A 23,639-nucleotide genomic window follows, 5' to 3' on the forward strand; every position below is an offset into this window, starting at 1 on the left:
TTGTCCTCGGTGCAGTCACCATCGAGGATCGGTTAGGTCGGTTAAAGTCCCGGAGAAAACGTGGCGGCAATCGTAAACAAATGCCGCAGTAAAAGCCTGACCACGAAATCGAACGAGATTAATTTCTTTGCTTTCTACTCGCCGGACTTCACTTCTCAAGAGATTGCAACATCTCCAAAGCCCTCCCCGCAATTTCAATCTCCTGTTCTGTCGCCTGCACCTTCACAACTCCAGTGCGTCGATAAAATGTGACCGACTTCCCGGTGCTCGTCAGATCATTGGCATCCAATCCCAAACCCGCCGCAATGAAGAATGTTCGCACCACATTTTGCAGATCATCATTATTCATGGAGGCATACTTGACAGTCAGATTGGTGTTCGCATTCCCCACACTGTTGCTGGCACCTCTGCAAAAGTTCATTCCGCCAAGCGCTTCCAGTCCCTGGTAAAATCCATTCGTATTGGTCAGCTGAAAATACTTGGCCGGATAAACAGGCTCGGGACGCGGCACTGGCTTCCACTGGTCGTGTTTGACAATGTATTCTTTGGACTCGTCCTTTTCCAGATTGGGTGGGCGATGATCAAACGCAAAAAGTTCTTCCGGTGCCGTGTTCTTCCGCGCCAGATCGCTCGCCGAAAAACTGATTCGCTTTACATTGATTTCAGTGACGGTGTGCATGGAGGACTCTGCGTGCGCCAAAATTGCTCCCAATTTCAAAGCCGCTTTTGTTGGAAACGTATGCCCATTCAAATTTGTCGTCTGCAATACTTCATATCTAAATTCCCAGAAACCGTTCTGATACGGAGGCGGATAGCGCCTGATATCCTCCATCAACTCGATATAGTAACCATTGTTGGTGATGTTCAGTTCCGAAAGAAAGGCCTTCTCCGGTTCGAGATATCTGGCCGCGAACGTTCCTTCATTGCGTGGATCGTTGAAGAGGTCCAAGGCACAGTTGGGCAGATTCAGAAACCGACGCATACGGTTGCCCTCAATTATCGGCAATTCGGGGTGCGGGCAGAAGCTGAGCCATGCAGTGAGCTCTGCCCAGTGTCCAGGTGCAGGAAACAGCATGGGGCAGGCCGAGGCGCCTGTCATTGCCTTGCTATTGGTGTTCCCGGCAAACAGAATATAACTGCGCACACCGTCCGGGATTCTCATGCAATCAGAAACCAGAGGCGTGTGTGCCTTCGCATGCGGGTATTTAATTTCCACCTCCCACCACCCATTACTGTACGCAAACCGGAAATCTGCTTCCTTATTGTGATCCGACTCGGGATTGCCAGGATGGTAAACTGGAGTGGTGACGGTCCCCTCCGCAACAAACGGCGGAATCACCTCCGCTGATAAACCCATCCGAATCCCCATGACGATGCCGACGAGAACCAACAACACAAGCTGCCATCGCTTTATAATGTAAAATCCGACATCTGCATTTCGACTTGGGCTGTGATCTCTCATAGGGATTGACCTCCACGCATATGCTGATTTGACCGACACTAATCTCGCTTCCTGATATGTCAATCCCGTTCGGTCCAACTTACTGAATCCTTCTTGTTGCGCTGAGATCGACTACAGTTGACATCTTCACCCGTTCTTTTCAGTATCAAGCTCATGAGCAAAGCCAGGGCCAGCCAGAAATGAAACACCGCAAGCGCACTTTCCTTGCGCTGCCATGCCTGCTCCTGCTCGGCGGCCTCGCCTGGCAGGTGCTGCGACCACGCGAACCGGTCTATCAGGGCAAAACCTTGACCCAATGGCTCAGGCAGGGGATTGGTAGTACAAACGCTGAAGATGAAAAACTAATTGTCAAGGCGGTCACAATTATTGGCACCAACGCGCTTCCCGTTCTCCTCCAAAAAATCCAGGCCACCGATTCTCCTCTCAAATTAAAATTCATTTCCCTGATCGAAAGGCAGTCGTTCGTTGAAATCAAATTCACAAAAGCATGGGAGTCAAAGTCCGAAGCCACCGAAGGCTTTTGCATTCTCGGCCCCAGCGCAAAACCCGCTGTGCCCAAATTGACTGAGTTGCTTCAGTACGACGACTCCGGCTATGTGGCGATGTCATTGGCGGGAATCGGTATTGATGGTGTCCCGCCTCTTGTCCAGGCATTGACCAACAGTAACTTAGGCGTGAAATACAGAGCACTTGATGCTTTGAAAGGAATGGGACTTGTCCGCTTCATCGACAACTGGCCGCCTGACAGATTGGCCATTATCCCCGAAGTCGCTAAAATTGCCGTTCCGCCTCTTTTGGAATGTTTGGAGAGCAAGGATCAGTTCACTCGTGCCAGAGCCGCCAAGACACTCGGTGCATTAGGTTGTGAGCCGGATCTCGTAGTCCCTGCTTTAATAAACCAACTCAAGGAAGCGAACTACAACCCACGAGTCGCAGTTCCTGCGTTGCAGGCGCTGGCTATGTTAGGTCCCAGAGCAAAAGCCGCGGTACCCGTCCTTCTGCAAGCTCTCAACGACCCTGCATTTCTCGCTCATTCAGAAGTTACCAATGCTCTCAAAAAAATCGACCCCGCCGCCGCGGCCCGCATAAAATGAAACACCCCAGGCGCATCCTCCTCATCCTGCTATCATTCCTCCTGCTCGGCGGCCTCGCCTGGCAGGTGCTGCGACCACGCGAACCGGTCTATCAGGGCAAAACCTTGACCCAATGGCTCAGGCAGGGGATTGGTAGTACAAACGCTGAAGATGAAAAACTAATTGTCAAGGCGGTCACAATTATTGGCACCAACGCGCTTCCCGTTCTCCTCCAAAAAATCCAGGCCACCGATTCTCCCCTCAAATTAAAATTCATTTCCCTGATCGAAAGGCAGTCACTTATCCAGCTCGACTTACCAACTGCATACGAGTCAAGATGCGAGGCCTTCGGGGGATTTTTCATACTTGGCCCACTGGCAAATCCGGCTGTTCCTAAATTGGCTGAACTGCTCCCATACGACGACGACTCCGGGTTTGTCGCATTTTCGCTGGCAGGAATAGGTCTGGATGGTGCCCTGCCTCTGGTTCAGGCATTAACCAACAGCAACCCGGGTGTTAAACACAACGCGCTTGAGGCCTTTGGGCTGATGCGATCTCTCTATTCCGGCACAAACTATGCGCCTGACAGATTGGCCGCGATTCCCGAAGTGGGTAAAATTGCAGTTCGTCCTCTTTTGGAATGTTTGGAGAGTAAGGATCGCCTCGCACGCGGCGAAGCCGCTCGCGCGCTCGGCTCATTAGGTTGTGAGCCAGACCAGGTAGTGCCTGCCTTAATACACCAACTCAAGGGAACGAACTACAGCTCACGACCCGCCCTTGAGGCTCTGGGCATGTTTGGCCCCAAAGCAAAAGCTGCCGTGCCAGCTCTTTTGGAAGCTCTCAATGGTCCTACTTTCGGCGATCGCTCAGAACTCACCAATACTCTCAAAAAAATCGACCCCGCCGCCGCAGCTCGGGCCGGGGTAAAATGAAACCGACCGAAAATTATGACTTTGCCAGATCATCAATGTGCCATTTCCTTCGGCGACGGCGACCGGATGGTTGGTCTGACGCCGACGTTGAAAGCTCGCTGAGATTAGATGAAACCGCAGGCAAGCCTTGATGCGGTGCCGTCAGGCAGTTTGATGTGGCTCCCTATAATAAAGCAACCAACCGCGCGCAACCCAACACACGCCCCAGGCACTCCAGGCGTAGAGAAGATAACGCGAAACCTGCAACCAGGATTCACCGGCATCGAGCACATGAGGTGAACTCAACATTAATGTGACCCCAATCAAGCCCGGAAGCATTGCCAGGGCAAATGGAAGCCCAAGCAACAGGACAACCCGGCGACCCAGACGGGCCAGACCCACGCTCGTCACGGCGAGAAAGGCGCAACAACCGAACGCCAAAGTCCACACGCTAATAGGAAGCATGATGGCAGCCAGTGCAGACAGAGAGAAAAAGACAATGAAGAAAGCCTTTGCAGGTTCCTTTGGATATTTGGTTGTTGGTGTCATTGTTTTGGTGAGTGGCCCGTTGCGGACGGATCTACCACATTCGCTGCATCGACATCCTGAGCCGGGCCTCTGGAATTTTTTATCTGCTTGATCAGTGCTTCAATAAACGAATCAAATTTGGGAGCATCCTTTCCCGCACGTGCGATATCCAGGATGGCCAATCCTGCCGCGTTCTTGAACCGCAAGAACTCAACCTTGCGGTAGGTGGCTGCGCACAAAATGAGGCCAGCCAAACCAACGGTGGCAATCATCCCTGGTGCCAGGGCTGTGAAAGACATTTTAAAACCGCTGACAAGAACAGTGGACGTTACGAAAGCGATTACCGCCATCCAAAGGCCAACTCCAAAGTTTACGTTGCGCACTCTCAACCGGTCGTAATTGGGGTCCAGAGTATTGAGAGGAATCACAGTTTCAAATTCCGAGTGCAGTGTCCTCTTGCCGTTCACGGCGAGCTTGTCTGAAAATAGGGTGAACTTGCGAGAACCGTCGAATCGAACTTCAGAATATGTGGCAATTGTCTCCATTTTCTTGGACCTGTTTGACCCTACAACACTCCCTCATGCCCCTCAAGAGCATTTAGTTACCAGGTGATGCCGGGTAAACTATGTTTTCTGAAGATGGCGATACAGGCCACGGCCAAGTTTAATTGTGGAAAAATCGACTCAGGTTCAGTTGCCGGAAATGCCGGGGTTATGTCGAAAACTTTCGGGTGGGCCAAGGTAACTCGGCTTCACCCCGCCGCAGTCCACGACGATTTTTTGCAACAAGACGCCGGGATCCACCATCCAGTATTTCAGCGTATGATAACCGGGCTTGGTCAACTGATGCGTGGAGTAAGTCCAGCGAGCGTTGTCGCCAACGACTTTTTCCCAGTCGGTATTTCCGTTCTGCGCCTTGTAGTCGGCCGGCACGGGCGTGATCATCTGTGGCTGCTCGTCGTCAATTGAAATGGCGACGCGCAATCCGCGTCCCGGGACAAAATTCAATGTGGGCGAGGTGATGGTGGCCACTTTCACCGTGCCGGTGCTGAACAGATACATCTGGTATTCCAGGCACGGCGAATCCTTGCCGGGCGTCGCACTCGGCGCCGTTACGGGCTGGGTCGCGCGCAGGCCAGAAAGTGTGCGTCCGTAATCCTGGATTTTTATCCAGCGATTGGACCCGGCGGTGATGTTGCGCGTGAAATGTTCCGGCTCAATGGATACAAAACCTTCACCCTCCACAAAGCCGCGCAACGAATGGCGAGTTGGCTCCGTCGGGTTGAAGGCATTCACTCTCACGACCACTTCTTTGGCCGTGCCGATAAGTTTTACCGTGCCGCTGGCTTGGCCCTTCGGCGCCCCGTTCCAATCCACACTCACCCACAGGCGCTGGTCTTTTCCGAGGGTGCCGGTCGTTTCAGAAAGCTTGATCCACGGTTCGCTGATGCTGGCGGTGAACACAAAAGCATTTTTACCCCGGTTGAACACCTCAATGTAATGCCGGTGCTGGTTGAAGACATCGAACGACGGCAGCACGGCTTCATTGGTGGTGCGGGACCAGTCGGATTCAGAACCCTCCACGGCCACGCCCATTGCCGCCGAGGCGGGCACGTCGGTCTCGGTCAGGTGGATGGCGCATAGGCTGTTTTGAGGCGGATCATTCCAATTGGTGTAACCCAGATGCGTTTGATCCATAAAATGATTCCAATTGCCGCCGGCAAAAGTCTGGTTGAAATACGTCATCAAGTTGGTGTCTGCCGCGAAAAGTTGCCTGGTTTCGGCGGCATAGTCGTTCGCGCTCGCCCGGCCTTGCCGCTCGTACAATGCATTTTTCCCGGCGGCGAGATACAGTTCGTTCACGAGCGCGCTGGCCTTGGTGGGAAACAGCACCAATTCATAAAATGCATCACGGCGGGCGACGGGCAGTTTTTGGAAAATCGCCTCGGCTTTCGAGCTGATGGCATTAAAGTCCGCCACCACGGTTTCCGCCTCCTGATAATTCACCAGGCTGTAAGTGCCGGGTGCGAGCATCTCGGGTTTGCGCCGGCCATTGTATTTGGTGTATTTGGAAATGATGTCCGCGATGTCGCCGGCATACGTCGGGCCAAATTCCCGTTCCGACCAGAGCCGGGTGTATTCATGAATGTTGGTATTGCCCCATCGTTGCGGATTCCAGGCCAGGTTCATGAAATACTCGAGCGGGAATTCGCAACCTTTCAGGTGGCCGACGTTCACGATCCAAACTCGGTCGGCACCATATTCAACCGCGAGCGACATCTGATCCCAGACCTTGGCAATCGGGCTGGTGTTGAGCCACTGGTAATTGCGCGGGCTCCCGTGATAATCCAAATGATAATACACGCCCGCACCGCCGCTACGCTGGCGTTCCGCGGCGGTCGGCAGGCGGCGAACATTGCCCCAATTATCCTCAGCCCACAACAAGGTCACGTCGTCCGGCACACGCATTCCGGCGTTGTAAAAATCCAGAACCTCCTTGTAGAGACACCAGACTTGGGGTACCCGGGTCACGTCGGGATTCTTCTCCTCGGCGATGATCTGCCGCTGCACGTCCACGATATGTTTGAGCAACTCCATGTTCGCCTCCGGCCCGCCTTCGGCCATTGGCGTGTCGTTCGCGCCGCGCAAACCAAGTGTGATCAGGCTTTCAAAATCCTTGTTTCGCCGGACGCCTTCGCGCCAGAAATTCTGGAGGACATCGGGATATTTTGCGTAGTTCCAGCTGCCCAGCGTCTTTTGATGGCGGCGATCCCACTCCTTTTGCGCTCGCAACATCGGCTCCTGATGCGAGGTGCCCATCACGATGCCGTATTCATCCGCCAACGCCGGGTTGTTCGTGTCGTCCTCGTTGAAGGCGTTGTTCCACATGGCCGGCCAGAGATAATTGCCCTTCAGCCGGAGGATTAGCTCGAAGATATTCGTGTAGAACGCATGGCTGTAATTCGCCACGTCCGGCGGCACCGGCGGATTGGTGCTGATCGGAACCGTGCCGTATTTCATTCCGATCCAGTTGCTCAAGTCCGGCCATTCGTCGTTCAGAAAAATCCCGCGATATTTCACCGCAGGCGGGCCTTGCACAAATTTTCCGGCTTTCACAAAAAGCTCGGAGTGTTGCGTTGGCGGCACGTCGGCCCAGTAATGCCACGGCGAAACTCCCATCTGTTCGGACAATTCGTAAATGCCGTAAATCGTCCCACGCTTATCACTACCACAGATGACGAGGGCTTGTGCCACTCCGGGCAGGGGATGCGGCACCACTTGGATGAGCGCGGCTTCCCAACGGCCTCGAATGGAACTCACGTCAATCTTCCGCTCGGCCTCCAGCCAGTCAATCATCTCACAGCGGCCAATCGTTCCCACAATAATGACCTGCCGGCCGGAGACGGCCGAATCGTGCATCAACGTCGGCGTGATTCCGGAAACGCGACGCATATCGGTTTGCAGATCACCCGCCGCCCGCAACACGCCGGGCCAGTCGTTGGTGTCTGAATAGATTCCTGCCGCCTTGCCCTTGGTGAAGAGAGCGAAACTCCCGCGCCCGGCCGTGTTGTTCACGAAAGATTCCATTCCCAGCGCAAACAAGGATTTCTGACCAAGCGCTGTCAACACCAGCAGGCACAATATCGTTACCAGCCAGCTGCGATGCGTATTAAAGGGAATGCGGAGTTTCATCGAAATTATTTAGCGGGTGGAAATCTTCGCTGATTTCCAGGCGACGCTGCTTCCATCACATTTCGGTGTGGTAACCTTTCACCGCTCTCTGACATCAGGAGCAGATGGCGTGCTGGCGGATTGAACGGTATCCTGGCCGTCATATTCAAACCAGTCAAAATCCGCCGGCGTGGTGTTGGCCTGGCCGTTTCCCGAGGCGAACATTCCCACGATGACGCCGGTGAAGTCAAAGGCAGCCCCTTTCTGAGCCGTGAGCGTTTCCGTCGATAAATCCCTGGTGCGCGCCGAACCGAGCCGGTGTTTCAGGCCATCGGTGCCGGCCCAGAAAAACTCATAGCTCAAAGGGGCGGCTTGAATGCTCAACACCAGTCCGCCGGCCGGCACCTCCTGATAAATCACCGGTTCAACCACCTGTCCGTCCAACACCTTGCGGAGGCCGACCGACCGTTTGCCGTCGTGCCTGGTCACGACAATTTCGACATGATTCCGGTCATTACCCCGCAGCACGAGGCCGGCCTCCTCGTTGGTTTGCTGCGGTTCAAACGAGATTTTGGCGGCCATGCGGGAGTTAAAATCTGTCTGGCAGCGGCCCACAAAAGTGGGTGAAGCCACATCGTTCAAACTTACGGCCGAACCTTTCAGGCGCAGCCAGCCGGGTCGCTCTGTCAGCGAATAATTCTGCATCTCCGGGTTGCGAATGAACGTCCAGCACGGTCGAAGACTGGCCGCCTCAAATTCATCCCGCGCCGGTTCGTCCGGCCAGGGATGTGGCGGTAGTTTCGGTGCCTTGACCGTGGCAGCAATCGGTTTCCCATCGTTGATTACGGGCCAGCCATTTTCCCAGGTGACCGGCGCAAGAAATGTCTCCCGGCCGAGGTGATGAAACTGGCCGCCTTGCGGACGAAAACCGAGAAACGCCACCCACCAACCATCAGGTGTCTCAACCAGGTCGCCGTGACCCATCGCCTGGAATGGATTTTCCGGCAAATGGCGGTGAGTGAGGATCGGATTCTTTGGATCGGGCTCAAACGGCCCCCACGGCGAATCACTGCGGGCGACGGTCAGGGAATGATCGTAGCTCGTGCCGCCTTCGGAAATCATCAGGTAATATTTGCCGTTGATTTTGTAAAGATGCGGCCCTTCCGGCCATCTCCCACCGGTGCCGCGCCAAAGTTCCTTGATGTCACCCTCCAGTTTTCCGGTCTGCACATTCAACAATTGCTGCCCGGAGAAACCATGTTCGCCGCCGACCTGCCGCGTATAATACACCTTGCCGTTGTCATCAAAAAAGAGCGACGGATCGATGCCATCCTTGTCGAGCCAGACAGGATCAGACCACGGTCCGGCGGCATTGGTGGACGTGACGTAGAAATTGCCTCCGCCCCAGACCAACGTGGTGATCATGTAAAAAGTTCCGTCGTGGTAACGCAACGTCGGCGCAAAAATACCGCCGGAGGCGCGCATATGATCCAGATTCAACTGGCTTTTCCGCGTTAACACGTGACCCAGCTGCTGCCAATGAACCAGGTCGCGACTGTGAAAAATCGGCACGCCGGGGAAATACTCAAACGAGCTGTTGACCAGATAAAAGTCGTCCCCCACACGGCAGATGCTGGGGTCGGCGTGGAATCCTGGAATGACCGGCTCATTGAACATGGCGGAGGCGGAATTGACACTTTCCACCGCATGAGCCATGAAAGCCGTCGCTCCAAATTTTATCACCACGGCCAAAGCCAGCAGTCGCTGTGGCATCATTCGACGGAAGATTGGCAACGTGGCCATAGGATAAAAATTTAATGTTCGGCACCCGCGTTCACGGAAGCCAGGAGCATACCGTTAATCATGCGAGTTTTCTCAAATGAATTCATTGATAAGATTTTCGAGGAATTCCTGACGGCCGCTGGTATTCGGCGTCACTTCACCCTTCTTGAGCATGTAAGCTTCCAGTTCTTTCATCGTGGCTTTACCGGATTCAATCTTAGAACCGAGGCTGGAGTCCCAGCTTGCGTAGCGTTGCTTCACAAACTCCGCCAACCGTCCATCCTTGCGAATCGCCGCCGCGATTTTCAGTCCCCGCGCAAACGCATCCATCCCGCCAATGTGCGCGTAGAACAGATCCACCGGCTCGAAACTTTCCCGCCGCACTTTCGCGTCAAAATTCACGCCGCCGGTTTTGAAGCCACCATATTTCAACACACTCAACATCGTGTAGGTGGTCAGATAAATGCTCGTCGGGAACTGATCCGTGTCCCAGCCGAGCAATTCGTCGCCGGTATTCGCGTCAATCGAACCCAGCGCCCCCGCTGCCCCCGCCACTTCCAGCTCATGCTGCATCGTGTGGCCCGCCAGCGTTGCGTGGTTGGTTTCGATGTTCAGTTTGAAGTGTGGCAACAGGCCATGCTCCCGTAGGAAGTTCAGGCACGCCGCCGCGTCCGAATCATACTGATGCTTCGTCGGCTCCTTCGGCTTCGGTTCGATGTAAAACTGGCCTTTGAAACCGATCTGCTTCTTGTAAGCCACCGCGAGGTGGAGCAGTTTCGCCAGATGCTGCTGCTCGCGTTTCATGTCGGTGTTGAGCAGGGTCATGTAGCCCTCGCGACCACCCCAGAACGTGTAGCCTTCCCCGCCGAGCTCGTGTGTTACTTCCATCGCCTTCTTCACCTGCGCGGCGGCGTAGGCGAAGACATCGACATTGCAACTCGTGCTGGCACCATGCACGAAACGCGGGTTGGAGAACAAATTCGCCGTGCCCCACAACAGCTTGATGCCGGTGCGTTTCTGTTCTTCCTTCAACACTTTGGCGACGGCGTCAAAATTCTTGTTCGATTCGGCCAGCGTCCTGCCTTCCGGCGCAACATCCCGGTCATGCCAGGCGTAATAGGGTGCACCGAGTTTCTCGATGAACTCGAAAGCGACGCGCACGCGGTTCTGAGCGTTCTTGACACTGTTGCTGCCGTCGTCCCACGGACGCTGCATCGTCCCCGCGCCAAACGGATCGCTGCCGGTGCCCCGGAACGTGTGCCAATACACCACGGCGAATCGGAGATGGTCGCGCATGGTTTTGCCGGCGACGATTTCGTCGGGATTGTAATGCTTGAACGCCAGCGGGTTTTTGGACTTCGGACCTTCGTAGGCGATGGCGGAGATTTTTTTGAATGTGTTGCTCATTAAATGCTTTGCGTGTGTTTGTGGTGTCGGCTGGGCAGGTTTACAGCACCTGCGCCATTAAATTGGAGGTGGTGCAGTGGATAATTTTTACCGAAGTTATCAAGGCTGATTCAAACTGATACTTTCATCCACCGTCGAACGTCGGGTGGTTTTGATCTGGCGGGCGGTTTCCAGCACGCTCGCGTAAGCTGGCTTGGGCTTGTCTTCCCGGTCAAAGAGCAGCGGATAATTGGTCCGGCCCTTCACCGGCCAGTTGTTCAGCCAGGAACCGCCGTCGGCCACGCCCCAGAACGTCACCCGTTCCATGTCCGCGTGGTGTTTGACATACACGGCAAATAGTTCAGCGTAACGCCGCGCGAGCGCCTGCTGGACGGACTTGGGCAGCCCGTTGGTGTAAGGATTGAGTGCGGGGTTTTGGGCGACTTTGAGCCCCACGTCCGCACCGGTGCCTGCACCGGCAGCGGGAAGCACATCCACGTCCAACTCGGTGATGCTCACCTTTACGCCCAGGCGGCTGAAGGCTGTGATTGTGTCACTCACTTGTTTTGCGGTGGGCCAGTCCAGATGTGCGTGTTCTTGAACGCCCACCGCCACCAGATGAATGCCCGCCGCCTGGAGTTGTTTGACCAGAGCGACCGCTCCGGCGCATTTGGCGGGATTTTCCAACGCATAATCATTGTAGTATAGCTCTGCCTCCGGATCGGCGTCGTGGGCGAACTGATACGCTTTCACGAGAAATTCAGGCCCGATGATTTTAAGCCACGGCGACGGACGCAAGGTACCGTCCTCGTCCAACGCCTCATTCACCACGTCCCAACCTTTCACACGTCCCTTATAACGACCGACCACCGTCTGGATGTGATTGCTCATGCAGTTGAGCAGTGTCGCGCGATCAACCGGCTTGCCATTCGGGCCTCGAAAAACCCAGTCCGGCGTCTGGTGATGCCAGACCAGCGTGTGGCCGATGGTGAACATGTGGTTGTGCTCGCCAAAGGTAACAAAACGGTCCGCCGGATCGAAGTTGAATCGGCCCGGTTCCGGGTGGATACTTTCCCACTTCAATACATTTTCCGGCGTGATGGAGTTGAACTGCTTTTTCACGAGCGTGGCCTCCATGCCGTTTGAACTGGTGAACTGCGATTCATTCAGTGCCACGCCCACAAGGAAACGGTCCTTGAAGGCGTCTTTCAGCGTGGGCTGGGCGAGGCCGACACTGGTTACGGCCAATACGACCGTGCTGGTCAGACAAAACAGGTTTAATTTCATATCGTAATCGTTTCAACTCCCGGCGGCGCAGAGCGGCGTCGGCGCGCAGCGAGATCCTCGGCCATTTCAACCGTGGCCTTTTTGTTCAGTTTATAGGCGCAGAGCAATAACGTGCAGACCGCAAAGAGAATTCCCACCACCAGCCCGGTGGTTTCGCGAAAACCCGCCACGGCATCCGGCGCGTCCGGCAGCTTGGTGTCGTAGTTAAAAAATCCCGCCATGATCCAAAGGAACGATGCCGAGCCGAGCGCCAGACCCGCTTTCAAGGTGAAACCGATCGTGGCAAAAACCATCCCTGTGAAGCGCCGGCCGGTTTTCCACTCGGAATAATCTGCCACGTCGGCGTAGATCGCCCAGATCAATGGCACAGTCGGCGCGTAAACGATGGAGCCAAGAATTGTCAGCGCCACCATCCCGTTCACCGATGTCGGCGGCAGCAGGTAAAAGGCGAAAGCATTCAATGCCGAGAGACCAAAACCCGCCACGGCCACGGCTTTCTTACCAAAGCGCCGTGCAAAAGACATCGAGAGCATGATGACGATAATCGTCGTGGTGGTGCCAATCATGTTGACGATGCTGTTGAACACGTCGGCGACGTTGGTGCTGGTGAGGTTCGCTTTATCGCCGTGAACGATGTAACCGAGCCATTCCAGCACACCGCCCGGCTTGGGCGCATCAGGCGCAAGCGCGGGCGCGGTCAAACCGAGTTGGTGCACCCAGTCAAACATCGCCACCTTGTCCGCGTAATGATGGTAGTAGTTGTAGCTGGCACCGCCTCGGAACGAGAGAATGGCAAAATGTACGAGCGTCATCAGCGCCATGATCCTCCACGGACTGTTCTTGAGCAGGTCCGCAAAATCCTGTTTAGGCGGGGTTTTCGCCTCCGCCAACGGCTGCACACGTTCGCGCGTCGTTAAAAATGCCGTTAGAAACAAGATCAAACAGACTGCCGCCCAAATCGTCATGGTAATCTGCCAGCCGTATTGCCGGTCGTGCCCCACCGCGAATTTGGCTACCAGCGGCAACGTGAAACCGCCGACGATGAATTGGGCGATATTGACGGCGATGAAACGGTAGGAATTGAGCCGGGCGCGCTCATTTAAATCAGCTGTCATCACCGCGCCCAACGCCGAATACGGCATGTTGTTCATCGAATAGAGTGTCATCAGCATCGTGTTGGTGATGACGGCGTAGGCAATCATCGCGCCCATGCTCCAGCCTTTCGGCGTGGTGTAGGCCAGGATCATCACCACGGTCCACGGCACCGCCGTCCACAATATCCACGGACGAAACCGGCCCCAGCGCGTGCGGGTGCGGTCGGCCAGCACACCCATGATCGGATCGAAAACCGCGTCCCATAAACGCGGCCACAGCAGGATTGCAGCGGCAGCGCTGGCGGTCAGCCCAAAGACGTCTGTGTAAAAATTCAACTGAAACAAAATCATGGACATGAACACGAAGTTCGCCGCCGCGTCCGCACCGCTGTAACCTGCCTTCTCAGTGAAGGTCAGGTTTTGCTGAAATTGTTCGTTCATGATTTGAATGTTTTTTATTTTACAACCCGGAGAACCACCTTTTGCAAATCTACATCGCGGGAGGAATTGCCGACCATGATTTCAAACTCGCCCGGCTCGACGACGTATTTCATGTTCACGTCGTAAAAGGCCAGCGATTCCGGCGTGAGGTCAAGCGACACGGTTTTCGTTTCTCCCGGCGCCAGGGTAATTTTCTGAAAGACTTTCAATTCCTTCACCGGCCGCGTCACCGAGCTGATGAGATCGCGGACATAGACTTGAACCACTTCCGTCCCGGCGCGTTTGCCAGCGTTAGTCACGTCCACCGAAACGTGCGTCGAGCCGGTGCGGGAAATGATTTTTTTGGCGAGCCGGACATTTTTGAAGGTGAACTTCGTGTAGCTCAAGCCGAAGCCGAACGGAAACAAGGGCGTGGCTTCGTCCCACAAAAACCCGCGCCGCGCCGACGGCTTGTGGTTGTAAAACACCGGCAACTGGCCGACGGAACGCGGAATCGAGATCGGCAGCTTGCCGCCGGGATTGTGGTCGCCGAACAAAACCGCGGCAACTGCGCTGCCGCATTCCTGGCCAAGATACCAGCATTCCAAAATCGCCGGAACATTCTGTGCGACGTGATTAATCGCCAGCGGACGGCCATTGAACACGAGCGCGACAACCGGCTTTCCCGTGGCAAGCAGCGCCCTGATGAGTTCGTCCTGATGGCCGATCAAATCGAGGCTCGTGCGGTCGCCCATGTGCTTGAGACTCCACGCCTCGCGCGAGGTTTGCTCGTTGCCGCCGATGGCAACAATGACGACATCCGCCGACCACGCGACTTTCACCGCCTCGTCAATCTGTTTCCGATCTTCCGCCGGATCGCTCGCCAGAACTTCGTCCTGCTGCCACGAGCCGCCAACGGTGATTTTACAGCCCTCGGCGTGAACCACTTTCACTGCGCCCCCGAGCCGCGCCTTGATGCCATCCAGCACGGTGACATTGTGCGCGGGCACGCCGCTGTAACCACCGAGCAGGCTGCGATTGGCATTCGGGCCAATGACGGCAACGGTTTTCAACTTCGCCGGATTCAGCGGCAGCAGATCATTTTCGTTCTTCAGCAGCGTGATGGTTTCGCGCGCGGCTTCGCTGGCCAGTTCGCGGTGCACCTCGCAGCCGACCACACGCGCGGCTTCTTCCGGATCCACATACGGATCGTCGAACAGGCCCATTTTGAATTTCCAGAGCAGCATCGGCGCGATGAGTTCATCCAGCTCGGTCTCGTGCAGAACCTTTTTGCGAACCAGTTCAACCAGATGCCGGTAACAATCCGGCTCGGGAAACTCAATGTTGACACCGGCCTTGACCGCCAGCACGCAGGCCTCCTTTTTATCCGCCGCCACATGGTGGCCGTGCGAATCCGGGCGATGGCTGAGTTCCCAGATCGCGTAATAATCCGAGACGACAAAACCTTTGAAGCCCCATTCCTTCCGCAGCACATCCCGCAGCAGCCAGCGGCTGGCGTGAGAAGGCACACCGTCTATTTCGTTGTAACTGGCCATCACGCTGATCGCACCGCCCTTTTTCAGGCAGTCGCGGAACGGATGGAGAAAAGTTTCGCGCAGCAGCCGTTCGGAGACATTCACTGGCGCGCAGTTTTGGCCGGATTCCGGCTGGCCATGCGCGGCAAAATGTTTCAGCGTGGCGATGACGTGCTTTTTGTCCTTGAACGACGCATCGCCTTGAAAACCGCGAACGGCGGCGATGCCGAGTTGCGTGTTGAGAAACGGGTCTTCGCCGTAGGTCTCCTCGACGCGTCCCCAACGGGCGTCGCGTGCCACGTCCACCACCGGCGTGAGGGCCTGATGCCCGCCGCGCACACGGGTTTCGTGGGCCGTCATTGCGTAAAGTTTTTCCACGAGCGCGGGATTGAACGTCGCGCCGAGGCCGATGGGCTGCGGAAAACTCGTGCCGTCCCTGGCCGCGTGACCATGGAGACATTCCTCGTGAAACATCACGGGAATGCCCAGGCGGGAATGTTCGAGGAAAAATTTCTGGATGGCGTTGGTGAGTTCCGCCATGCCGCGCGCCGTCTTGCCGTTCGCTGGCGTCGCCGGATCGCTGCCGGCGTCGCTCGGGCGTCCGACCTGGCCGAGGCCGTGACCTTTCTTGAACGCGGCCTTTGCCTTCGCAGGATCAAAATTGCCATTCCCATCCAGCAGCTTCGCGGCCTTTTCCTGCCAGACGCACATCATCTGCGCGGCTTTCTCCTCGAGCGTCATGCGAGCGAGCAAATCTTTGACGCGCCGGGCGGCGACGACGCGCGGGTTCTTGTAGTCAGGGATTTTCGGGCTGGGCTTGGTCATGGCAATTCGTTGCGCGTTAAATGTTGTTTGATATTCCCAATATCATAGCAGCCCGCCGGGAGTGGTGACATACGACATATGGTGGATTTGCGTTGACGCAGTCGCCGTAGGGAAAAATTTCGCAAATGAACCTGGATGGCACGATTGGCCCGCCTGTGAGCCAACGCGGACAGTGCTATCTCTAAGAAAACAAACTCGCAGGCGGGACGCCTGGGCCACTAATTTTTGGGCAGAGAACGCAGGTATTTGGCGGCTGCCTCCGTGCGGCAGCGGACGTGCAGTTTTTCGTAGATGTGCATCAGGTGGGTGCGCACGGTGGTGAAACTGATGTTCAGCTTGGAACCGATTTCCTTGTTGGAAAGTCCCTCGGCCAATAATGCGAGAATTTCCTGCTCGCGCCCGGAGAGCTGGCCGGTTTCGTCCTTCTCTGGCGTGTCCGCAATAAAGGAACGCACGACCATGCGGGCGATTTCACTGGTCATGGGCGCTCCACCCGCACGAACCTCGGCGATGGCTTCAAGGATTTCCTTGTCGTCGGAACGTTTCAAAACATATCCGCACGCGCCGGCCTTCAGCGCTTGAAAGATCATCTTGGTATCCTTATAGACGGTGAGCATGATGACCTGCAGGTTGGGCAGCTTCTCGCGTAATCGCGCGGTGCAGACAATGCCGGATTCGCCGGGGAGATGAATATCCATCAGCACTACATCGGGGTTTAGCGACGGGATTTTCACGAGCGCCTCCTCGGCTGAACCGCAGGCGCACACGCAGCGGTTGCCAGGCGCGCCAGCAACGAACTCGGCCAGATACTGGCGCAAGGTCGCGTTGTCCTCGACGATGGCAATTTTGGTGCTCACATCAGCATGCTCCGGCAATAGTCTGGTTGATTCGGTTAACATGGGAATTTAATCTACGGCGTTTGGTAAATCAATGTTTCAGGCGTAGCTGATCACTCGTCTGTGCGGAATGGAACAGCGGGGAGACCCGCACCGTTGAATAGCGTGGCGACTGGGTTTGCCTGCCAGGCATAACGGGCGGCTTTGGGACTCAGCACTTTGCGCGAGGAAACAATCACTGTGTCACCTTCAATCTTGGCGTCGGCCCAACACCATTTGTGATCTTCACCTGCGATGGCGAACTCGCCGAGTTTGTCACCCTTCACAACGAGGCCGCCGTCGGTATTCTTGAAGTGGAGCTTGAGCGCGCCGGGAATCTTTTCAACATGATCAAACGTGGGGCCGGCGAATGGTACTTTAATTCCGTGGTGATTCGCCAGCGCGCACAGCGCGAGCCGTTCGCCGACTTCCTTCTTGTCCACGGGGTGAATGTCATTGGCATTGCCGACATCAATGGCGAGGGCGAGTCCAGAATTTGTCACAGTGCGGGCTGTGAAGGCCTGGGCCTCTCGTAACTCGGCCCACGCATCGTCGCCAGGTGCATCGCGGTGCTGCATGAACGCGGCAAGACTCACGATATAGAATGGAAAATCCCCCTGTCCGAAAGTTTTCCGCCAGTCGGCGATCATGGCCGGAAGCAAGGTGCGATATTGTTTGGCACGATCAGTGTTGGCCTCACCTTGATACCAGAGAGCACCGCTGATCGCTAACGGCGCAACCGGTGCAATCATGCCGTCGTACAACACGGAGGGCATCGTCGGCCAGTTCTCAAAACCAAGCGGCAACGGATGCGGCGGACGTGCATCCACGCTGAGTTTGCCTTTCCATTCACCGGCGAGCGGGATTTCCGTCTTATCGCCCAGCACGAGTTTGAGCTGTTTGGGATCGGACTTGAAGCCGCCATCGGGTTTTGTCTTGAACACGCGCACAGTCACAACGTTTGTGCCGGGTTTGAGAATGCCGTCGCCAATGGAGTAAGCACGCGGGTTCTCGACCCAGGCGCTGGCACCGGTCCAACGACCGTTGATCTGTGTGGTGTCCATGCGTTCGATGACGCCGAGAAAAATTTTTGCAGAACCCGCCGGAAGCGGATCGGGCAGGGTGACAGTCTTGCGGAAGTAGCAAAGGGCGGGCATCTCAGAAACACCGAGTTCGCTGAACCCGCCGGGAATCGTCACAGTTTTCCAGTCGTGCTCGTCGAGATCCGGCGCGGCCCATGCGTTGTCCTTCTGGCCGGCGTCGAACTCATCATACCAGTGGGAGATGTAATTACCGTATGGCGGGGCACCCCGCTCGCGGAGCCGATCCACTTCCGCGAGCGGGGTATTAAAATCCTTGAGCGGTCGCAGCCCTTCTGCGCTGGTCCACGACTCCGCCGGCGTGCCGCCCCAGCAATCCTTGATGAGGCCGATGGGAATGTTGGTTTCGCTTTGGATCTTTCGCGCGAAGAAGTAACCGATGGCTGAAACGCCGCCGTTCTCAGTGACCGTCTGCGGCGTGCAAACGCTCCAGGCGCCTTGCACGGTTGATGCCGGTGCGTAAGCGGGTTGTTGTTTGACTGTGAACAAGCGGAGGTTCGGATGGTTGGCGGCTTTGATTTCGGCATCGCCGTTTCGCGCGCGGCTCAACGGAAATTCCATGTTTGATTGTCCGCCGCAAAGCCAGACATCACCGACGAGAATGTTGGTGAACACCACTGTCTGCGAGCCGGCAACTCGAAGCGTGAGCGAATGGCTTGATGCCGGCGGCAATAGGTGCACCGACCAGCGACCGTCGGTGCCCGCCGTGGCAGTGGCGGTTTGACCAGCGAGTTCAACACGGACGTTTTCACCGGCTTTGGTCCAGCCCCAGATCGTGTTTGTCTTGCCGCGTTGAATCACCATGTTGTCGCCGAACATCGGACTGACGAAGGGCTGCGCAGTTTGGTTGACGGCATGAGCCGCATTCAGGACAAGACAGGTGAGGACTAAACTAACGATGAGTTTGTGACGCATATTTCAATCAACATTATTTTTCACAGCATCGGGTCAAACGCCCACACCAACTCACGGCCCAAGCTGTAGGCGGTAAAAGCGTTGCGGATTGGTATTTGTGATGGTGATGGTGAGCGGCATTGTCGCTGGCGTGTTGGTCACGAGGGGCTGCCAGTCGGTCAGATTCGTCGTGGACCAAAGTGTGTAGTCCGGCCCAAGTGAGCCGGTAATCCCGAGGCTGACCTGCGTTTCAGCAACGGCGATGGAACGGATGCCGGGCGGACTCAGCGCGCTGACAGTAAGAACAAAGTTGTTGGTCGCGGCAAGCGGCGGTGTGCCATTGTCAGTGACGCGAACACTGACAGGGTTGGTGGAGTTTTGCTGGCTCACGAGCGGACGCCACGAGAAGACACCATTGGAAGGATTTAGTGCCGAGTTGCCCGGGCCATTGAGTAGGGTGTAGGTCAGAGTTTGCGGTGGTACATCAGGATCGGTGGCAGTATTGGTAATGGTCAGACTCGCGCCGGCGGCGATCGTGGCATCAGCTATGGGAACCAAAACTGGTGCTTCGTTCACGTTGCCGGGTACGGCACGGCCGACGAAGGTCACAATGCTTAATGGCGCGATGGAGTTCGTGAACGACAAGCCGCTGACGACGAACGGCGTCTGGCTGGAAAGCGACAGCGTCGCGGAGGTGACCCAGGCCGTGAGGTTGGTGGTGGTGAAGCCGGCCAGATTGAATACCTGCGAGACGGTGGTGGCACCGGAGTTGATGGCGACGATGGCGAAGTTGCCGTTGGTTGGATCCTTATAGGCGCTGATTTGCACCGGGCCGGCATTGCTGACGCCGATGCGGTAAAAATTCGGGCGCACGAAGCGGCTGAAGTTGCCGAGCGCATACATGCGTTTGGCAGGATTCCCGGAACTGTCGGTCAGCCCTTGATTGTCGCTGCCTCCGGTGCCCGAGATGAGCCACCAAAAATGCCAGGCGTTGACCTGCGCCACGGTTATGAATTGGTGGATGCGTCCCGCCCAATAGACGGCGTTGGTGATGCTGCCATCAAAACTGTCGCCCGTTGAGACCTCAGTTTCCCATAATGCTTTGCCATAGTTATTTAAGGCAACGGGTGGAGCGGTAGCGCCGGTTTGGAAATTCGGCCCGTCATAATTGTGATTCGCCACGATTCCTATGAGTGGCGCGACCGCGGCATCATTCATGGTTGGGGTGTGCAAGCTCGTGTTCGGCCAATGGATGCTTTCGGGCAGCATGATTTTGGTTGCGGCGACGTTGCTCGCAGTGAGCGCAGCGGAGAGATACGGGATGAAGTCGTGGAATTGCTGGCCGGTCCAGACGCAGGATTCGTAATTTGTGGTGTCCGTGTCGGGTTCGTTCTGCACGGAAAGCGCATAGAGGTTAATGCCGTAAGTGGCCTGCATCTTGACGACGTAGCCAGCGAGTTGGTTCGCATAGGCCTGATAGTTGGCGGCATTGCCGATGAATGGGCCGCCGTTGACGCTGATGACTCCGTCGGCATTGGCGGATTTGAATGATGTTTGCGGGCTCCAGGGCGAGCTCCACACACGCGCGCCGCGGGCCTGGGCCATTTGCATGATGCTATTTTCGATGGTTGTGGCACCGGGCGCAATTCGTGTCCGCAACAAGGAAAGTCCGATGCCGGTGTTGGTGGAAAAAAACATGTCCTCTTGTGCCGTCGTCAAACTACTGCGCCAGGCAGAGGACGCGCCGAAGCCATCAATGCGCTGGAATGTATTGGTCCAATTCACTGTGGATTGTGCGGTTATATTACTGGTGTTCTGTGATTCAACCAAAAGGTCGTCCAGAAAATAGGCGGCATTGGCGCTGTTGGGAACCTCTGCATACAAAACCAGTGAAGTGAGGCTGCCGGAATAATCAAAGCTGAACTGCCCCGAAAGCTGCGTCCAACCATTCGTGGATACGGAACCGGAAGCGACTGCCGAGTAGGCTGTCCCGCCGCCATCCACCTTTTGCATGGTCAATTGCATGGTCTGGTTCGTTCCGCTGACGAGCCGCAGCCACGCGGAAATGTTGTAGGTTTGACCGGCTTGGAATGCACCTTTAAATGATTGGGCTATCCCCATGTAGCTGGCCGTTCGGTTTGTCACCAGGGCGGCATAGGAGCCGGAGTGAACCTGGCTCGTCTGCGCGGAAATAACGGGCGAGCCGAAAGCAAACCATCCGGTGGTATTGCCGGTTTCAAATCCGGAGTTTGTCGCGAGATTTTGTGCCGACGCGATCCCAGCCTGAAGAAACACTCCGATGACGAGTGCGGTTCCGATGAGGAACCAGTTTCCTTTTGAGGAATGGGTGACTGATGGTTTCCGATTACTTTTGAAAATGTTTAAGCCCTTTCATTTAAATTCATCTTCTGCCTTTGTGAAAAACTCCGCGCAACCAAGGGCTGCGCGGAGTTGCGATCTAGATCAAACACCGAAACGCCGGCTCAATTAACCAAGGGCGGATTAAACAGCCTGTAATATGCGTTAGGTGAAAGCACACCGCCCTGGGTGGCATCCACCGTTGGGAGGGTGGCAGCAGGAATCAATGACCAGCGTTTCGTGCCTTCCTGACGGGTGATGGGAACGTTATTGCCGTCATTATAGTTGTTGTAGAACTCGGGCAACATCCACTGGCCCGTGGTCAGGTTGGGAGCCACGCCCAGACCAAAGCCAAAGTCAGGCAACGTCCAGGAAACCCAATAAGGGTTGTCGGCGGTCACCAACACGATGCTGTTGGCATAGGCCGAATCAGTGATGTCCCAGTTCGCACCAAGGCTGCTGGCGGTTGTGAAGTCATCGCTCGTAGCGCTCCCGGCGACTCCGCTGATGTTGATGCTGGCGTAATCAACGTAGGATCCATAATAGGCCGTGCTCTGCGGTTGGATGCCAAAGATGGCGACCAGCGGGTTCGCAAAGTCAGTGGACACCGTTGGGTCGTTGATGGTGAACGCCACCGGACTCGCGCCGGGGGCGGTCAAAGTGCCGGAGTTGGCATTGTTGAACGTGACTTTCCACGTGCCAACCGGCGTTGAATTGGTGATGTTGACCGCAACCTGATTCGGGTTCGCATTGGGCAGGTTGGTTTTCCAGGAAACGTTGGCTGTGCAGGTCCCGTTCGAGCTGCCATTGATCTGGAGCCAGAGGCTATTGGCCGCCTGGTAGTCAATGTATTCATTGTTATATATGCCGCCTGAAGGGGCTGGACTCGTCGGAATCAAGAACATGTGAGTCTGCCAGCCTTGGAGGCTCGGAGCGCTCAAAAGTTTAAACGAATAGGTTACCGGGTAGGTGCCACCAATCCACGATTGCGATGTATCAACCGTGGCCAACTCTTCGCGGTCATAGGTGTTGACCGTAGATCCGGCAAACACTCGCAAGCCCGGCGTGGCCTTCTGGAGACTCAAGACTGGCGGGGGATTGGAAACCACAGCCACCGGGCCGGAGAATTTGATGTTGTCCACCCAGAAAGTAGAGGCTCCACTGAGGGTCAAGCTGTAGAAACCACTGTCTATTCCAATGATTAAGCCCAAAATATTGGTCAAGTTTGGATCAGCAATGGCATTAAGGGGAATGCTGACATGCACCCAACCAGTGTTGGTGGCGGCAATGTCGACGGCTCCAAACCAGTCCTGACCATATCCGGAAGTGCGATCGCCAAAGCGTAGGTGGCCAAACATGGGCTGACCAAAAGTGCCGGCAGACGACGCCGAGCCAGGCGCAAATTTCACATCACACTGGAAGTTTGTAAACTGCAGCCCGCTGATGTTCAGAGCAAAAAAATTGTTCGCCGTTCCCTGATCCCACATGACAAACTGGCTGCCATTGCTCCAATTCAAATCAACCCGCATCGAACCGGAAGCCGGATTATTACTCGCGTCCGTGGCAGAATCCCAGAGCACGCTTGAAAACGCACCACCAAACCAGTTGCCCCAGACATTGGTGATCTGGCCGCTGGAATAGACTTGCGCGCTGGAATAATAGTCGTAGTTGGCCGGGTTGGATGAACTGACGCCAGCGGACACGAAATCATCCACAATGATATTGGTGGTTGCTGTGGGTGGAGCGGGAGGCCCCAAAAGCACGACGTTGTTCATGAGTACATTGGTTGGGGCACCGCCGCCGGTTTGGAATACGAAAGTAAGCTGCAGGTAACTAATCCCGGCGCTCATGATGTTGGACTTTACCTGTGAATAATCCCAGGTGACCACCTGGGAACGCGCCGACGATCCGGGAGAGAAGAAAAAAACCGGCTGGCCCGTTGCCGAATTGTTGTTGGTGGAGCCGGTCGCCGAAAAACTGTTCGTCCAACCTGAGGTGACTTGCTGGAATCCGGAACCCGGGGAGTTGTATTGAAATTGCACCAACTGCATGTAACCCGCCCCGGCGCCGCTATCCGGCGGACAGGAGAAGGTGAACTGCATTTTGGTGCCGTTGGTGAAGGCTGCCAGCGCACCACTAACACCGGTCAAATTGATCTTCAGGCGAGCATTGCCAAACCCGGTTTCGTGAATGCCCAAGCTTTGTGTGTAACCGGATACCACACCGGTTTCAAATTCGTACTTGGCCGGCATGTTGGCGGCATTTGTAATGGAAACGTCGCTGCTGTCGGTCCACCCGTCACCAGTGTTGTTTTGCCAGCCTCCGATTACAACCTGGCCATGGGACAAGGCGGGGGCAGCCACTGAGGCCAAAATCATCACCCGCCAGAGGGTGACGGTTGACTTAATGTTTTGAGCGATTTTCATACATGGGTTTTT

Annotated in this window: 15 protein-coding genes; 2 read left to right on the forward strand and 13 right to left on the reverse strand. The window is 55.8% G+C overall.

Features of this window, described 5'->3' with window-relative positions; translation table 11 throughout:
* Positions 1-148: 148 nt before the first annotated feature.
* Positions 149-1,462 (reverse strand): hypothetical protein, encoded by a 1,314-nt coding sequence (locus tag CFLAV_RS12605; RefSeq protein ID WP_007415119.1) that lies wholly within the window; start codon positions 1,460-1,462, stop codon positions 149-151.
* Between the two features lie 179 nt (positions 1,463-1,641).
* On the opposite strand from CFLAV_RS12605, the gene CFLAV_RS12610 reads away from it, so the two are divergent.
* A complete protein-coding gene (locus CFLAV_RS12610; protein WP_007415120.1) occupies positions 1,642-2,556 on the forward strand; it encodes a HEAT repeat domain-containing protein in 915 nt (304 codons plus the stop codon).
* Entirely contained in the window at positions 2,553-3,467 is a 915-nt protein-coding gene (locus CFLAV_RS12615) for a HEAT repeat domain-containing protein (RefSeq protein ID WP_007415121.1), read from the forward strand. Before CFLAV_RS12610 ends, CFLAV_RS12615 begins: the two co-directional genes overlap by 4 nt.
* 141 nt (positions 3,468-3,608) lie before the next feature.
* Here CFLAV_RS12615 and CFLAV_RS12620 read toward each other — a convergent pair whose 3' ends face one another.
* The 12 genes from CFLAV_RS12620 to CFLAV_RS12675 all read right to left on the reverse strand — a co-directional run bounded on the left by CFLAV_RS12620 (position 3,609) and on the right by CFLAV_RS12675 (position 23,627).
* On the reverse strand, positions 3,609-3,995 hold the full coding sequence (locus CFLAV_RS12620) for a hypothetical protein (RefSeq protein WP_007415122.1): 387 nt from the start codon (positions 3,993-3,995) through the stop codon (positions 3,609-3,611).
* A complete protein-coding gene (locus tag CFLAV_RS12625) occupies positions 3,992-4,519 on the reverse strand; it encodes a hypothetical protein (RefSeq protein ID WP_007415123.1) in 528 nt (175 codons plus the stop codon). The genes CFLAV_RS12620 and CFLAV_RS12625 overlap by 4 nt, the downstream gene beginning before the upstream one ends.
* Positions 4,520-4,663: 144 nt before the next feature.
* Entirely contained in the window at positions 4,664-7,666 is a 3,003-nt protein-coding gene (locus CFLAV_RS12630) for a glycosyl hydrolase 115 family protein (protein ID WP_007415124.1), read from the reverse strand.
* A gap of 78 nt (positions 7,667-7,744) precedes the next feature.
* A complete protein-coding gene (locus CFLAV_RS12635) occupies positions 7,745-9,448 on the reverse strand; it encodes a glycoside hydrolase family 43 protein (protein WP_007415125.1) in 1,704 nt (567 codons plus the stop codon).
* A 72-nt stretch (positions 9,449-9,520) separates the two neighbouring features.
* Positions 9,521-10,834: a xylose isomerase gene (gene xylA / locus CFLAV_RS12640; RefSeq protein ID WP_007415126.1), complete on the reverse strand. Its 1,314-nt coding sequence runs from the start codon at positions 10,832-10,834 to the stop codon at positions 9,521-9,523.
* 99 nt (positions 10,835-10,933) lie between these two features.
* A complete protein-coding gene (locus CFLAV_RS12645; protein ID WP_007415127.1) occupies positions 10,934-12,100 on the reverse strand; it encodes an endo-1,4-beta-xylanase in 1,167 nt (388 codons plus the stop codon).
* The gene (locus CFLAV_RS12650; protein WP_007415128.1) at positions 12,097-13,635 is read right to left on the reverse strand and encodes an MFS transporter; all 1,539 of its coding nucleotides are present in this window, start codon (positions 13,633-13,635) and stop codon (positions 12,097-12,099) included. The genes CFLAV_RS12645 and CFLAV_RS12650 overlap by 4 nt, the downstream gene beginning before the upstream one ends.
* Before the next feature lie 14 nt (positions 13,636-13,649).
* Positions 13,650-15,974, reverse strand: a complete 2,325-nt coding sequence (locus tag CFLAV_RS12655; RefSeq protein WP_007415129.1) for a glycoside hydrolase family 3 N-terminal domain-containing protein — start codon at positions 15,972-15,974, stop codon at positions 13,650-13,652.
* Between the two features lie 218 nt (positions 15,975-16,192).
* Positions 16,193-16,873, reverse strand: a complete 681-nt coding sequence (locus tag CFLAV_RS12660; RefSeq protein WP_007415130.1) for a response regulator — start codon at positions 16,871-16,873, stop codon at positions 16,193-16,195.
* A 50-nt stretch (positions 16,874-16,923) separates the two neighbouring features.
* On the reverse strand, positions 16,924-18,864 hold the full coding sequence (locus CFLAV_RS12665; RefSeq protein WP_007415131.1) for a sialate O-acetylesterase: 1,941 nt from the start codon (positions 18,862-18,864) through the stop codon (positions 16,924-16,926).
* Between the two features lie 51 nt (positions 18,865-18,915).
* Complete coding sequence (locus CFLAV_RS12670; RefSeq protein WP_007415132.1) at positions 18,916-21,138, reverse strand: carbohydrate binding domain-containing protein; 2,223 nt, start codon at positions 21,136-21,138, stop codon at positions 18,916-18,918.
* A gap of 188 nt (positions 21,139-21,326) precedes the next feature.
* Positions 21,327-23,627, reverse strand: coding sequence for a hypothetical protein (locus CFLAV_RS12675; protein WP_007415133.1), 2,301 nt, complete (start codon positions 23,625-23,627; stop codon positions 21,327-21,329).
* Positions 23,628-23,639 lie beyond the last annotated feature (12 nt).

It is taken from the genome of Pedosphaera parvula Ellin514 (genome assembly GCF_000172555.1).
Classification (GTDB): domain Bacteria; phylum Verrucomicrobiota; class Verrucomicrobiia; order Limisphaerales; family Pedosphaeraceae; genus Pedosphaera.

Bases quoted from the DNA above. Each gene is read 5' to 3' on its own strand.
- CFLAV_RS12610 (WP_007415120.1), top strand. From the start codon at position 1,642: ATGAAACACCGCAAGCGCACTTTCCTTGCGCTGCCATGCCTGCTCCTG.
- CFLAV_RS12655 (WP_007415129.1), bottom strand. From the start codon at position 15,974: ATGACCAAGCCCAGCCCGAAAATCCCTGACTACAAGAACCCGCGCGTC.
- CFLAV_RS12645 (WP_007415127.1), bottom strand. From the start codon at position 12,100: ATGAAATTAAACCTGTTTTGTCTGACCAGCACGGTCGTATTGGCCGTA.
- CFLAV_RS12665 (WP_007415131.1), bottom strand. From the start codon at position 18,864: ATGCGTCACAAACTCATCGTTAGTTTAGTCCTCACCTGTCTTGTCCTG.
- CFLAV_RS12620 (WP_007415122.1), bottom strand. From the start codon at position 3,995: ATGACACCAACAACCAAATATCCAAAGGAACCTGCAAAGGCTTTCTTC.
- CFLAV_RS12675 (WP_007415133.1), bottom strand. From the start codon at position 23,627: ATGAAAATCGCTCAAAACATTAAGTCAACCGTCACCCTCTGGCGGGTG.
- CFLAV_RS12605 (WP_007415119.1), bottom strand. From the start codon at position 1,462: ATGAGAGATCACAGCCCAAGTCGAAATGCAGATGTCGGATTTTACATT.
- CFLAV_RS12660 (WP_007415130.1), bottom strand. From the start codon at position 16,873: ATGTTAACCGAATCAACCAGACTATTGCCGGAGCATGCTGATGTGAGC.
- xylA (WP_007415126.1), bottom strand. From the start codon at position 10,834: ATGAGCAACACATTCAAAAAAATCTCCGCCATCGCCTACGAAGGTCCG.
- CFLAV_RS12630 (WP_007415124.1), bottom strand. From the start codon at position 7,666: ATGAAACTCCGCATTCCCTTTAATACGCATCGCAGCTGGCTGGTAACG.
- CFLAV_RS12615 (WP_007415121.1), top strand. From the start codon at position 2,553: ATGAAACACCCCAGGCGCATCCTCCTCATCCTGCTATCATTCCTCCTG.
- CFLAV_RS12635 (WP_007415125.1), bottom strand. From the start codon at position 9,448: ATGGCCACGTTGCCAATCTTCCGTCGAATGATGCCACAGCGACTGCTG.
- CFLAV_RS12625 (WP_007415123.1), bottom strand. From the start codon at position 4,519: ATGGAGACAATTGCCACATATTCTGAAGTTCGATTCGACGGTTCTCGC.
- CFLAV_RS12650 (WP_007415128.1), bottom strand. From the start codon at position 13,635: ATGAACGAACAATTTCAGCAAAACCTGACCTTCACTGAGAAGGCAGGT.